This window comes from Streptomyces pristinaespiralis, assembly GCF_001278075.1.
Taxonomy (GTDB): Bacteria; Actinomycetota; Actinomycetes; order Streptomycetales; family Streptomycetaceae; genus Streptomyces; species Streptomyces pristinaespiralis.
In genome coordinates this window covers 1,670,865-1,683,528 of sequence record NZ_CP011340.1, presented here as the reverse complement: position 1 = coordinate 1,683,528, position 12,664 = coordinate 1,670,865, and the positions used below count along the sequence as shown (strand labels likewise).

Below are 12,664 nucleotides of genomic sequence, written 5' to 3'. Positions count from 1 at the left end.
CTTCCGACCCGGGCGGGTCTTGACGGGTATCGACGAGAGGGGAAGACTCCTTCAACAGTTCGTTGAATTTTCGCTGAGCAGTGGAAGTGAGGGGAGCGGGTGTCCGACGTGGAAGTGGACCTGGTGCTGCGCTCGACGCGTGTGATCACCCCCGAGGGGACGCGCGCCGCGACGGTCTCCGTCGCCGGCGGGCGGATCGCCGCGGTGGGTCCGTACGACGCCGGCGTGCCGGCCGGGGCCCGGCTCGAGGACTTCGGCGACGACGTCGTCCTCCCCGGCCTCGTCGACACCCACGTGCATGTGAACGACCCCGGCCGCACCGAGTGGGAGGGCTTCTGGACCGCCACCCGCGCGGCCGCCGCCGGCGGCATCACCACCCTGCTCGACATGCCGCTCAACTCCCTGCCGCCCACCACCACCGTCGAGCACCTCGCCGTCAAGCGCGACGTGGCCCGCCCCAAGGCCCACATCGACGTCGGCTTCTGGGGCGGCGCGATCCCCTCCAACGTCAAGGACCTGCGGCCGCTGCACGACGCGGGCGTCTTCGGCTTCAAGTGCTTCCTGTCGCCGTCCGGCGTCGAGGAGTTCCCCGAACTCGACCAGGAGCAGCTCGCCCGCTCCATGGCCGAGATCTCCGGCTTCGGCGGCCTGCTGATCGTGCACGCCGAGGACCCGCACCACCTCGCCTCCGCGCCGCAGCGCAGTGGGCCCCGGTACGCAGACTTCCTCGCCTCCCGCCCCCGGGACGCCGAGAACACCGCGATCGGGAACCTGATCTCGCACGCCAAGCGGCTCGGCGCCCGCGTCCACGTCCTGCACCTGTCCTCCAGCGACGCGCTGCCGCTGATCGCGGAGGCCCGTCGGGAGGGCGTCTCGATCACCGTCGAGTCGTGCCCCCACTTCCTCACCCTCACCGCGGAAGAGGTCCCGGACGGGGCGACCGAGTTCAAGTGCTGCCCGCCGATCCGGGAGGCCGCCAACCAGGACGCGCTCTGGCAGGGCCTCGCCGACGGCACGATCGACTGCATCGTCTCCGACCACTCTCCCTGCACCACCGACCTCAAGACCCCGGACTTCGCATCCGCCTGGGGCGGCATCTCCTCGCTCCAGCTGGGCCTGCCCGCGATCTGGACCGAGGCCCGCAAGCGCGGCCACACCCTCGACGACGTCGTCCGCTGGATGGCGAAGGCCCCCGCCGACCTGGCGGGCCTCGGCGCCAAGGGCGCCATCGAGGCCGGCCGCGACGCCGACTTCGCGGTCCTCGCCCCCGACGCGACCTTCACCGTCGACCCCGCCGAACTGCACCACCGCAACCAGGTGACCGCCTACGCGGGCAGGACGCTGTACGGGGTCGTCAGATCGACGTGGCTGCGCGGCAGGCGGATCGTGGAGAACGGCAACCTGGCCGAGCCGACGGGCCGGCTGCTCGAAAGGAACAACTGAACCGTGTCTGCATCCTCCATCCCCTCCTTCACCGGTGACGCCAGCCCGTACGGCGGCGGCGACCCGTACGCCGACTACCGCACCCCCGGCCCCTCCGGGTTTCCCTTCGCGCACCTCGCCGACCTCGCCGACCGCCGCCTCGGCGCGGGCGTCGTCGCCGCGGGCGACGAGTTCTTCGCCGAGCGCGAGAACCTGCTGAAGCCGGAACCCGCCGAGTTCGACCCCGAGCACTTCGGCCACAAGGGCAAGATCATGGACGGCTGGGAGACCCGCCGCCGCCGCGGCGTCTCCGCCGAGCAGCCCCACCCCGCGGACGACGACCACGACTGGGCGCTGGTACGCCTCGGCGCCCCCGGCGTCGTACGCGGCATCGTCGTCGACACCGCGCACTTCCGTGGCAACTACCCGCAGGCCGTGTCGATCGAGGGCACCTCGGTCGCCGGTTCGCCCTCCCCCGCGGAGCTCCTCGGTGACGACGTGAAGTGGACGACGCTCGTCCCGCGCACCGCCGTCGGCGGCCACGCCGCCAACGGCTTCGCCGTCGACGTCGAGCAGCGCTTCACGCACCTGCGCGTCAACCAGCACCCCGACGGCGGCATCGCCCGCCTGCGCGTCCACGGCGAGGTCGTGCCCGACCCCGCCTGGCTCGGCGCGCTCGGCACCTTCGACCTCGTCGCGCTCGAGAACGGCGGCCAGGTCGAGGACGCCTCCGACCGCTTCTACTCCCCGGCCACCAACACCATCCAGCCCGGCCGCTCCCGCAAGATGGACGACGGCTGGGAGACCCGCCGGCGCCGCGACAAGGGCAACGACTGGATCCGCTACCAGATGGTCGGACAGGCGGAGATCCGGGCGGTCGAGATCGACACCGCGTACCTGAAGGGCAACAGCGCGGGCTGGGCGGCGCTGTCCGTACGGGACGGCGCGGAGGGCGAGTGGCGCGAGGTCCTGCCGCGTACCCGGATGCAGCCCGACACCAACCACCGGTTCGTGCTCGACGCCCCGGCGGTGGGCACCCATGTGCGGATCGACATCTACCCCGACGGCGGCATCTCCCGCCTGCGGCTCTTCGGCTCCCTGACCGAGCAGGGCGCGGCCCGGCTGACGGCCCGTCACCAGGAGCTCGGCGGCTGACGGTCCGCGACCGCGGCCCGGGGCCGGGACTCTGCCCGGCCCCGGATGACGACTCGTCACCATCACCTCGACGGCCGGCGGTCTCACCGTCTCGGCCCGGCGGGCAGATGTGCGCCGGGAGCCCGGGAGGCTCGCAGCCGTCACTGAACGGGGAGGTACGACACCCTCCCTGCCCCGCGGGGCGCACCGGCCGACAGCAACGGTGCGCCCCGCGCGCATGCGTCAGGCGGCGTGCCCGCCGTCCACGGAGAACTCGGCACCGGTGATGTACGCGCCCTCGCCGCTCGCCAGATAGGCGACCATCGACGCGATCTCCTCCGGCCGGCCGAAGCGGCCGAGCGCCGTGTCCGCCTTCTGCGGGTCCGCGTACGGGCCGTCCGCCGGGTTCATGTCGGTGTCGACCGGACCGGGGTGGACGATGTTCGCCGTGATGCCCCGCCCGCCCAACTCCCTGGCCAGCGCCTTCGTGAGGCCGATCAGCGCCGACTTGCTCATCGCGTACAGGGTGCCGCCGGGGCCCGGCACCCGCTGGGTCATACAGGTGCCGATCGTGACGATCCGCGAGCCGCTGCCCATGCGCGCGGCGGCCGCCCGGGACGTGAGGTACACCCCCCGCACGTTCACCGCCAGCACCCGGTCCACATCGGCCGGCGTGATGCTCTCCAACGGCCCGAGCAGGCCCACGCCCACGTTGTTGACGAGGATGTCGAGCCCGCCCAGGGCCTCCACGGTGCGGTCGACGGCGTCCGCCGCCTCCGTGGCGTCGGCCGAGTCCGCGCGCAGGGCCACCCCGCGCCGGCCCGTCTCCTCGATCCGCCGCACGACCTCCTCCGCGGCCTCCTTCCCCGCCACGTAGGTGATCGCGACGTCCGCGCCGCCGCGGGCCAGCCGCAGTGCGGTTGCCGCGCCGATCCCGCGGCTGCCGCCGGTCACCAGAGCCACCTTGCCGTTCATCGAGCCTCCAACATCGTCAAGTGGTTGCGGCTTCAAGCACACCGTGTCCGGCCGCCCGGCGCTGGCGGCGATCGGACATCGCGCTCGGCACGCCGATGAGTTCCGGGACCCCGCGCGGTCAGAGCTGTGAGACTCATCGAAACCCGTTAAGACGCGTTGAAACGCGGTGAAAGGCGAAAGAACCATGGCAAAGCTCTCCCTCACCCAGTTCCTCACCCTCGACGGCGTCTACCAGGCCCCCGGCGGGCCCGAGGAGGACACCACCGGCGGGTTCGACCTCGGGGGCTGGTCCGTGCCGTACGGGGACGAGGACTTCGGGCGGTTCATCAACGAGGTCTTCGGGCGGGTCGGCGCCTTTCTGCTCGGCCGCCGCACCTACGAGATCTTCGCGAGCTACTGGCCCAAGCAGACCGACCCCGCCGACCCGGTCGCCACGAAGCTCAACTCCCTGCCCAAGTACGTCGTCTCGACCACCCTGAAGTCGGCCGACTGGGAGAACACCACCATCATCGGCGGCGACCTCGTCAAGGAGGTCACCACGCTCAAGGAGCGCACCGACGGGGAACTCCAGATGCACGGCAGCGGCAAGCTCGCCCAGACCCTGATGGCGCACGACCTCGTCGACAAGCTCCACCTGGTCGTCTTCCCCGTGGTGCTCGGCAAGGGCATGCGTCTCTTCCCGGAGGGCGCGACGCCCACGGCGTTCAAGCACATCGAGGCGCGGACCACCGGCGCCGGGGCGGCGATCCACACCTACGAGCTCGCCGGCCGTCCGGAGTACGGCAGCTACTGACGAAACATGTAGCACCCACGCGGTCGTCCCGGTACGGTGATCGCTCCCGTGTGCGAGCCGCTGAAGTCTCCACCCCGTCGTGTCCGCTGGAGACCAGGTGTCGTCGATCGCCGTACCCGCGCCCGCACTCGCCCCCCGCCGGGCCTGGCTCACCGACCTGCCGGTGCTGCTCGTCGCCGTGGTCTGGGGCGCCAGCTATCTCGCGGCCAAGGGCATCACCACCACGCACACCGTCGTGGCCGTCCTCGTCCTGCGGTTCGCGCTGGTACTGCCGGCGCTCGCCGTGGCGGGACGGCGCAGGCTGCGGTCGCTGACCGCGGCGCAGTGGCGGGGGGCCGGACTGCTCGGGCTGATCCTCAGCGCCGTCTTCCTGCTCGAGACCTACGGCGTGGTCCACACCTCGGCCACCAACGCCGGCCTCATCATCAGCCTCACCATGATCTTCACGCCGCTCGCGGAGGCGGCGGTGACCAGGCGTCGGCCCCCGTCGTCCTTCCTCGCCGCGGCCGCCGTCTCGGTCACCGGCGTGGTGCTGCTGACCCAGGGGGCGGGCTTCACCACCCCCTCCGCCGGCGACCTGCTGATGCTGCTGGCCGCCGTGGTCCGCACCGTCCATGTGCTCGCGATGGCCAGGATCAAGGCGGTCCGCGGCGCCGACTCACTCTCCCTGACGACCGTCCAACTCGGCGCCGCGGTGGCCGTGTTCGCCGTGCTGGCCGTCCTGCCGGGCAGCGGCGCGTCACCGTGGGCGGTGGCCGTCGGCTTCGGGCCACGCGAATGGGCCGGGCTGGTGTTCCTGTCCGTGTCCTGCACCCTGTTCGCGTTCTTCGTGCAGATGTGGGCGGTACGCCGCAGTTCGCCGTCCCGCGTCAGCCTGCTGCTCGGCACCGAGCCGCTGTGGGCCGCCGCCGCGGGCATCGCGATCGGCGGCGAACACATCGGCACGGTCGGCCTGGTGGGGGCGGCACTCGTGCTCGCGGGGACCACCTGGGGGCGCCGCGCCGCGGACAGGGCCGACTGCTAGTTTCGACGACCATGCGATCGCTTCAGTACGACCTGGCCTTCCGCGCCCGCGCCAAGCGGACGCAGACCTGGGGCTTCGCCCTGCTGTCCGTGGCGTCGCTGCTGTGGGTGTGGTTCGGCGTGCTGCTGCTCCTGCCGTACACCCTGGACGGCACGTACGGCGAGGGCAAGGAGTGCCAGTCCCGGCTGCTGACCGAGTGGGGCACGGCCAACGAGGGCGGGGAGGACATGACCTGCGAGTCGGAGCGGGACTGGCCCGAACTCCTCGGCGTTCTCGGCCTGTCGGTGCCCGTGGCGGTCGTCGGCACCGCGCTCTACACCAGCGGCAGCGTCGGCAACCGCCTGAGCGAGCACGCGGCGGAGGTCTTCCGGCTCATGGAGGCGGAGCGGCCGGCGAAGGACAACGCCTGACGGGAGCGGCGCCGGGCGTTGTCCGGCAGGCCCGGGAGCCGGTCCGAGGCCGCGGTCACCCGGTCACCTCAGCGGAACCGGTCCGACGCCACCATCATCACCCCGCCCAGCACCGCCAGCACGATGCTCGCGTAGAGCTCGTGGCCGTCGAGGAAGCTCAGACGCCGCACGACCCCCCAGAATCTGAACCAGCCCGTGAGCTCGTGGGCCACACCCGCCGCGCCCCACACGAACAGCAGGAATCCGCCGACCTCGAGAATCTTCTTCATGCCCGCAGCCTCGCGCGGCGGGGCGCCCGCGCGCGTCCGGCTTCGGCACCGATCACGGCCGACGAAAGTATCCGGTCCGGCGACTTCGGTCGCTTCCTCGGCCCGGAGAAGCACATCCGGGCCACGGGCCTCGTAGCTTTGCCGACATGACCCGCGCCGAATACCCATGGCTGCTGCCCTCCGTCATGGCCGACCCGCCCGACCCCGACCTGCCGGGCAGGCAGGGCAGGACGAGGCCCCGGCGCACGGTCCGCGACTGGGTCGTCGACACCTTCGTCTTCCTGGCTGCCGCCCTGATCGGCGCGCTGGCCAGCGACGCCAGCGCCCAGGCGGGGAACTCCGAAGCCGTGGTCCTCGCCGATCAGCTGCTGGGCGCCGTCGCCTGCTGCGCCCTGTGGGTCCGCCGACGGGCGCCCGTCGCGCTCGCCGCGTCCCTGGTCGCCGTCTCCGCCGTCGCCCCGGCGGCCGGCGGCGCGCTGATGCTCGGACTGTTCAGCCTCGCCGTGCACCGTCCGTTCCGGCCCGTCGCCGTCATCGGGGTGCTGGCGATGGTCTCCGGCGCCGTACAGGCCCTCGTACGGCCGGACCCGAGCGCCTCCTTCCTCATCTCCACGGTCGCCGGGGTGGTGCTGGTCCTGCTGATGGTCGGCTGGGGCATGCTGGTGCGCGCCCGCCGTCAACTGGTCCTGGCCCTGCGCGAACGCGCCAGGCGTGCCGAGGCGGAGGCCGCCCTGCGGGCGGAGCAGGCGCAGCGGCTCGCCCGCGAGGCCATCGCCCGCGAGATGCACGACGTGCTCGCGCACCGGCTCACGCTGCTGAGCGTGCACGCCGGAGCGCTCGAGTTCCGTCCCGACGCGCCCCCGGCGGAGGTCGGCAGGGCCGCCGGCGTGATCCGCGACAGCGCCCACGAGGCGCTCCAGGACCTGCGCCAGATCATCGGCGTGCTGCGTGCCCCCGATGACGGTGGCGGCGACGGCCCCGCCCGGCCGCAGCCCACACTCGCGACCCTCGGGGCGCTGGTCGGCGAGTCCCGGGAGGCCGGTATGAGGGTCACGCTCGACAACACCGTCACCGACCCCGACGGCGTGCCCGCCGCCACCGGCCGCACCGCCTACCGCATCGCCCAGGAAGGGCTGACCAACGCCCGCAAGCACGCCCCGGGCACCGACGTCACCCTCTCCCTGAGCGGGGGCCCGGGGGAGGGGATCACCGTGCGGGTCGACAACGAGGCCCCGGCCGGCGAGGTGCCGAAGGTGCCCGGCTCCGGCCAGGGCCTGATCGGTCTGACCGAACGGGCCACCCTCGCGGGCGGGCGGCTGGAGCACGGTGTGCGGGGCGACGGCGGATTCCGGGTACGGGCCTGGCTACCGTGGTCCGTATGACCATCCGGCTGATCGTCGTGGACGACGACCCGCTCGTACGGGCAGGCCTCGCCCTCATGCTGGGCGGGGCCGGCGACATCGAGATCGTGGGGGAGGGGGCGGACGGCTCCGAGGTGGCGGAACTCGTCGAACGGCTCGGGCCCGACGTGGTCCTGATGGACATCCGGATGCCGGTCATGGACGGCCTCGCCGCGACGGAGCGGCTGCGCCGGCGGCCCCACGCGCCGGAGGTCGTGGTGCTGACCACGTTCCACGCCGACGAGCAGGTGCTGCGTGCCATGCGGGCGGGCGCGTCGGGGTTCGTGCTGAAGGACACGCCGCCCGCGGAGATCGTCGCCGCGGTGCGCAGGGTCGCCGCCGGCGATCCGGTGCTCTCCCCGGCGGTCACCCGGCAGCTGATGACGCATGTGGCGGGCAGCGGCGCCGACACCCGCAGGGCGGCCGCGCTGCGGCGTCTCGAACCGCTCGCCGGCCGCGAGAGGGAGGTGGCGCTCGCCGTCGGCCGCGGCAGTTCCAACGCGGAGATCGCCGCGGCGCTGTACATGAGCGTCGCCACCGTCAAGACGCACGTGTCCCGCATCCTGGCCAAACTGGACCTCAACAACCGTGTCCAGATCGCGCTGTTGGCGCACGACGCGGGCCTCCTCGACGACGAGCCGTCCACGTAGGGTGATCCGGTGACCATCGTTGATCTGGACCAGTACGGGCCCGACTTCACCGCGAACCCGTATCCGTACTACGCGCGACTGCGGGAGTCGGGCCCCGTGCACCGCGTGCGCGGCGCCGACGGCGGGGAGTTCTGGCTGATCGTCGGCCACGAGGAGGCACGGGCGGCGCTTTCCGACCCGCGACTGTCGAAGTCGCCGGCCACCATAGGCGTGACGATGCTCGACGAGCAGGTCATCGGCCCCAATCTGCTCGTGCTCGACCCGCCCGATCACACCCGGCTGCGCAAGCTGGTCAGCCGTGAGTTCACCCCTCGCCGGGCCGAGGCGCTGCGGCCCCGCGTCCAGCGGATCACGGACGATCTCCTGGACGCGATGCTGCCGGCCGGCCGGGCCGACCTCGTCGACGCGCTGGCCTTCCCGCTGCCGATCATCGTGATCTGCGAACTCCTGGGCATCCCCGCCGCCGACCGCGACGCCTTCCGCACGTGGTCGAACGAGGTGGTCGCCCCGACCTCCCAGGAAGCGGGAGAGGACGCCGTCCGGCAGCTCGCGGCCTACCTCGACGAACTCATCGAGGACAAGCGCAGCACCGCACCCACGGACGATCTGCTCTCCGCCCTCGTCCGCTCCCTCCCGCTCCCCGCGGAGGCGGACGGCGGCGCCGCGGAGGACGACCGGCTCTCCACGGCCGAACTGCGCGCCCTCGCCTACCTCCTGCTCGTCGCCGGCCACGAGACGACCGTCAACCTGATCTCCAACGGTGTGCGCGCCCTGCTCACCCACCCCGACCAACTCGCCGCGCTGCGAGCCGACTTCTCGCTCCTCGACGGCGCCGTCGAGGAGATGCTCCGCTACGACGGACCCGTGGAGACCACCACCGTCCGCTTCAGCGCCGCGCCCGTACCGGTCGGGGACCAGGTCGTTCCGCAGGGCGAAATGGTGCTGGTCGGCCTGGCGGCCGCCGACCGCGACCCGGCCCGCTACGAGGCCCCCGACCGCTTCGACATCCGCCGGGACACCCGCGGCCATCTCGCCTTCGGGCACGGCATCCACTTCTGCCTCGGCGCGCCGCTGGCCCGTCTGGAGGCACGGATCGCCGTCCGCTCCCTCCTGGAGCGCTGCCCGGACCTCGCCCTGGACACCCCCGCGGACACGTACGAATGGCTCCCGGGCCTCCTCATGCGCGGTGTCCGCCGGCTGCCGGTGCGCTGGTAGGGCGACCCGTGGCCGAGCGGGCACGCTATGTGGTGGTCAGGGACGGGGCCTGGCAGCAGCACTACTTCCGCTGGGGCGGGCGGCGCCTCGCCGTCGATGTGGCGGAAGGGCCCGAACAGTTCGGCCGCTTCGTCGCCGGCCTGGAGCCCGTGGACCCCGGCAACTGGATGTACGACGTCGATTGCGAGGCCGCCGCGGTCGTGGACCACGACAGGCGCCTCCTGCTGCTGTTCACCTGGCACCTGGAGACGCACGCGGAGCGACTGACGCTGTTCGCCGTCCTCGCTCGGACCTGGCCGGGCTGGGACGTCCGCTGGGCGTACGACGGGCTGGAGGACGTCTTCGCCCACGTGGGCGAGGAACCGGAGTCCGTGCGCTCGGAACTCGGCGCCCGGCCCGGCGGCCCGCTGCACGCCGCCCTCCCCGACGAGCCGGACTTCACCATCGCCGTCACGGTGACCTACCGGGACGGTCGGCAGGCGCACGCGGTCACGGGGGAGAACGTGGCCGACGTGCTCGCACACGGCCCCGGCGTCGTCCGCCGACTGCTGCCCGCCACCCGCGTGTCCAGGCTGTCCCACATCCCCTACGGCGGGGTGCACATCGACGTGCCCGCCCGTCGTGTCGCCGCCTGGACCCGCGGCAACTTCCTCGGCGGGGCGGCTGCCGCCGGCCGGCTGCCCGGCTGGCCCGGCTGGGGCTGGACCTGCTGGTACGACGCCCACGAGCGGCAGCGGGAGGCGAGCGCCGGTGCGCTCGCCTTCGCCGCGCCCGACCCGGCCGCCGGAGTCCGGGCCTGGACCGAACGGCTCGACGAACTGCGGCCGGCCGACGGCACGGAGAGCGAGGCGCGGACCGCGCTCCGCTCCGTGCTCGACGCTCTCGACCCGACTTCCATGGAGTGCGCACATGACCGGACTTGATCTCGACACCGCGCGCAAGGCGCTCGACAGCCAGCCGTTCAGCAGACTGCTGGGGGCGCGGCTCACCGCGTTCGGCGACGGGGAGGCCGTGCTCGAGGTGGACGTCCGGGAGGAACTGCACCAGCAGAACGGGTATCTGCACGGCGGTGTCCTCGCGTACGCCGCCGACAACTCGATCACCTTCGCCGCCGGGACCACCCTGGGACCGGCGGTGCTGACCGGCGGCTTCTCCGTGCAGTACGTGCGGCCCGCCGTCGGGCGCACGCTTCTCGCCCGTGCCGCCGTCGTGCACAGCGGGCGACGGCAGGCGGTCGTCCGCTGCGACCTGTTCACCGTCGGCGCGGACGGACAGGAAACCCTCTGCGCCGTCGCGCAGGGCACCGTCCTGTCCGCGGGGGCCTCCTGACAGCAGATGCCGGTCGACCGGCAGGCCGCCTCGGTGCCCGCAGGAGGCCAGGTGACCGGCCGCCGCGGCGGTGCCCGCGCAGGAGGCCAGGCGACCGACCGGCCGGGTCAGTCCGCCGGGATCTCCGCCAGCCGGACCGGCCGGTGCTCCCGGCGTGACAGTTCGCAGGCCTCCGCGATCCGCAGCGCCGTCAGCGCCTCCCGGCCGTCGCACGGGTTCTGTGCCTCGCCCGCCACCAGACGCACGAACGCGTCGAGCTCCGCCTCGTACGCCGGGGCGAACCGCTCGAGGAAACCCGGCCACGGCTTGTCGACGGGCGGCAGGCCGTGCGGCTCGGTGGAGCTGATCGGCGTGCGGTCGTCGAGGCCGACGGCGACCTGGTCGAGCTCTCCGGCCAGCTCCATCCGCACGTCGTAGCCGGCGCCGTTGCAGCGGGTGGCGGTCGCCGTGGCCAGCGTCCCGTCGTCGAGTGTGAGCAGCGCCGCCGCCGTGTCGATGTCGCCCACCTCCTTGAACATCGGGTGGCCCGCGTCCGAGCCGGTCGCGTACACCTCGGTGACCTCGCGGCCCGTCACCCACCGCAGGATGTCGAAGTCGTGGACCAGACAGTCCCGGTAGAGGCCGCCCGACAGCGGCAGGTAGGCCGCGGGCGGCGGCGCGGGATCGGAGGTGATGGCCCGTACGGTGTGCAGCCGGCCGAGGCGGCCGGAGCGCACCAGCTCGCGTGCCGCCGTGTAGCCGGCGTCGAAGCGCCGCATGAAGCCCAGCTGAAGCTCGGTTCCCGCCTCCTCGACCGCCCGCAGCGCCCCCAGGGTGCCCGGCAGGTCAAGGGCGATCGGCTTCTCGCAGAACGCCGGGATGCCCGCCCGTGCGGCGCGGGCGATCAGTTCGGCGTGCGCGGCGGTCGCGGAGGCGATCACCACCGCGTCCACGCCCCACGTGAAGATCTCGTTGCTGCTGGGCGCCGCGGTGGCACCGCAGCGGTCCGCCACCTCCGCCGCCCGGACGGCGTCGGTGTCCGCCACGACCAGGGAACCCACCTCACGGTGGCGGCTGAGCACCCCCGCGTGAAAGCTGCCGATACGTCCCGTCCCGATGAGTCCGATGCGCATGGCCCAAAGGTGGAGGTGGGGCCACCGCGCTGTCAAGACTTTGTCCTGACAATCGAACCTCACGACTTCCCGTCAACATGGCGTGCGACTACGCTCCCTCACGTGCCCAAGCAGCCCAGACACGAGACGGGACCGTCGCGCTCGCTCCAGCTGAGCGTGGACCGGACCAGCCCGGTCCCGCTCTATTTCCAGCTTTCGCAGCAGCTGGAATCAGCCATCGAGAGGGGTGCGCTCACCCCGGGCAGTCTGCTCGGCAACGAGATAGAGCTCGCGGGCCGGCTCGGGCTGTCCCGGCCGACGGTCCGCCAGGCGATCCAGTCCCTCGTCGACAAGGGCCTGCTGGTGCGCCGCAGAGGCGTGGGTACCCAGGTCGTGCACAGCCAGGTCAGGCGCCCGCTGGAGCTCAGCAGCCTCTACGACGACCTCGAGGCGGCCGGTCAGCGACCCGCGACCGTCGTGCTCACCAACGAGATCGAGCCCGCGGGCGCCGTGGTCGCGGCCGCCCTCGGCGTCCCGGAGGGGAGCGACGTGCGGCTGATCGAGCGGCTGCGCTACGCCCACGGCGAGCCGATGGCCCGGCTGCGCAACCATCTGCCGGCTGGCCTGCTGGAGTGCGACACCGAACGGCTGGAGTCCACCGGCCTCTACCGGATGATGCGTGCCGCGGGCATCACCCTGCACAGCGCCCGCCAGTCGGTCGGCGCCCGCGCGGCGACGGAACAGGAGGCGGAACTGCTCGGCGAGCCCGCCGGAGCGCCGCTGCTGACGATGGAACGCGCCACCTTCGACGACACGGGCCGGCCCGTCGAGTTCGGCTCCCACGTCTACCGCGCCTCGCGCTACGCCTTCGAGTTCCAGCTCCTGGTACGGCCGTAGACAGCCCTCGTCCGGCTACGGGCCGAGCGCTCGCGTAAGAATGTTCGGACAAAGT

14 protein-coding genes are annotated in these 12,664 nt (G+C 72.8%); 11 read left to right on the top strand and 3 right to left on the bottom strand.

Annotated elements, in window-relative coordinates:
- The first annotated feature begins 99 nt into the window (after positions 1-99).
- Together allB and alc are read left to right on the top strand one after the other, a co-directional pair.
- Entirely contained in the window at positions 100-1,443 is a 1,344-nt protein-coding gene (gene allB, locus SPRI_RS06995) for an allantoinase AllB (protein WP_005309780.1), read from the top strand.
- A 3-nt stretch (positions 1,444-1,446) separates the two neighbouring features.
- The gene (alc, locus tag SPRI_RS06990; RefSeq protein WP_005309778.1) at positions 1,447-2,577 is read left to right on the top strand and encodes an allantoicase; all 1,131 of its coding nucleotides are present in this window, start codon (positions 1,447-1,449) and stop codon (positions 2,575-2,577) included.
- Between the two features lie 222 nt (positions 2,578-2,799).
- On the opposite strand, the gene SPRI_RS06985 is transcribed toward alc, so the two are convergent.
- Positions 2,800-3,531, bottom strand: coding sequence for a 3-oxoacyl-ACP reductase family protein (locus SPRI_RS06985; protein ID WP_037773337.1), 732 nt, complete (start codon positions 3,529-3,531; stop codon positions 2,800-2,802).
- A 184-nt stretch (positions 3,532-3,715) separates the two neighbouring features.
- Between SPRI_RS06985 and SPRI_RS06980 the strand changes: the two genes are divergently transcribed.
- The 3 genes from SPRI_RS06980 to SPRI_RS06970 all read left to right on the top strand — a co-directional run bounded on the left by SPRI_RS06980 (position 3,716) and on the right by SPRI_RS06970 (position 5,758).
- Positions 3,716-4,324 (top strand): dihydrofolate reductase family protein, encoded by a 609-nt coding sequence (locus SPRI_RS06980; RefSeq protein ID WP_037773335.1) that lies wholly within the window; start codon positions 3,716-3,718, stop codon positions 4,322-4,324.
- Positions 4,325-4,421: 97 nt separating this feature from the next.
- Positions 4,422-5,348, top strand: coding sequence for a DMT family transporter (locus tag SPRI_RS06975; protein WP_005309769.1), 927 nt, complete (start codon positions 4,422-4,424; stop codon positions 5,346-5,348).
- A gap of 11 nt (positions 5,349-5,359) precedes the next feature.
- Complete coding sequence (locus SPRI_RS06970; protein WP_005309765.1) at positions 5,360-5,758, top strand: hypothetical protein; 399 nt, start codon at positions 5,360-5,362, stop codon at positions 5,756-5,758.
- 68 nt (positions 5,759-5,826) lie between these two features.
- Here SPRI_RS06970 and SPRI_RS06965 read toward each other — a convergent pair whose 3' ends face one another.
- Positions 5,827-6,027: a hypothetical protein gene (locus SPRI_RS06965; protein ID WP_005309763.1), complete on the bottom strand. Its 201-nt coding sequence runs from the start codon at positions 6,025-6,027 to the stop codon at positions 5,827-5,829.
- Positions 6,028-6,173: 146 nt separating this feature from the next.
- Between SPRI_RS06965 and SPRI_RS06960 the strand changes: the two genes are divergently transcribed.
- From SPRI_RS06960 to SPRI_RS06940, 5 genes are read left to right on the top strand one after another with little or no spacing between them, the layout of a single operon-like run.
- A complete protein-coding gene (locus SPRI_RS06960; protein ID WP_053556766.1) occupies positions 6,174-7,409 on the top strand; it encodes a sensor histidine kinase in 1,236 nt (411 codons plus the stop codon).
- Positions 7,406-8,077: a response regulator transcription factor gene (locus SPRI_RS06955; protein WP_037773333.1), complete on the top strand. Its 672-nt coding sequence runs from the start codon at positions 7,406-7,408 to the stop codon at positions 8,075-8,077. The genes SPRI_RS06960 and SPRI_RS06955 overlap by 4 nt, the downstream gene beginning before the upstream one ends.
- Positions 8,078-8,086: 9 nt before the next feature.
- On the top strand, positions 8,087-9,292 hold the full coding sequence (locus SPRI_RS06950) for a cytochrome P450 family protein (RefSeq protein ID WP_005309755.1): 1,206 nt from the start codon (positions 8,087-8,089) through the stop codon (positions 9,290-9,292).
- An 8-nt stretch (positions 9,293-9,300) separates the two neighbouring features.
- Positions 9,301-10,215 (top strand): hypothetical protein, encoded by a 915-nt coding sequence (locus tag SPRI_RS06945; protein ID WP_037773331.1) that lies wholly within the window; start codon positions 9,301-9,303, stop codon positions 10,213-10,215.
- Positions 10,202-10,621, top strand: coding sequence for a PaaI family thioesterase (locus SPRI_RS06940; RefSeq protein WP_005309749.1), 420 nt, complete (start codon positions 10,202-10,204; stop codon positions 10,619-10,621). Before SPRI_RS06945 ends, SPRI_RS06940 begins: the two co-directional genes overlap by 14 nt.
- 107 nt (positions 10,622-10,728) lie before the next feature.
- Here SPRI_RS06940 and SPRI_RS06935 read toward each other — a convergent pair whose 3' ends face one another.
- On the bottom strand, positions 10,729-11,733 hold the full coding sequence (locus SPRI_RS06935; RefSeq protein WP_005309748.1) for a Gfo/Idh/MocA family protein: 1,005 nt from the start codon (positions 11,731-11,733) through the stop codon (positions 10,729-10,731).
- A 156-nt stretch (positions 11,734-11,889) separates the two neighbouring features.
- On the opposite strand from SPRI_RS06935, the gene SPRI_RS06930 reads away from it, so the two are divergent.
- On the top strand, positions 11,890-12,609 hold the full coding sequence (locus tag SPRI_RS06930; protein ID WP_005309745.1) for a GntR family transcriptional regulator: 720 nt from the start codon (positions 11,890-11,892) through the stop codon (positions 12,607-12,609).
- Positions 12,610-12,664 lie beyond the last annotated feature (55 nt).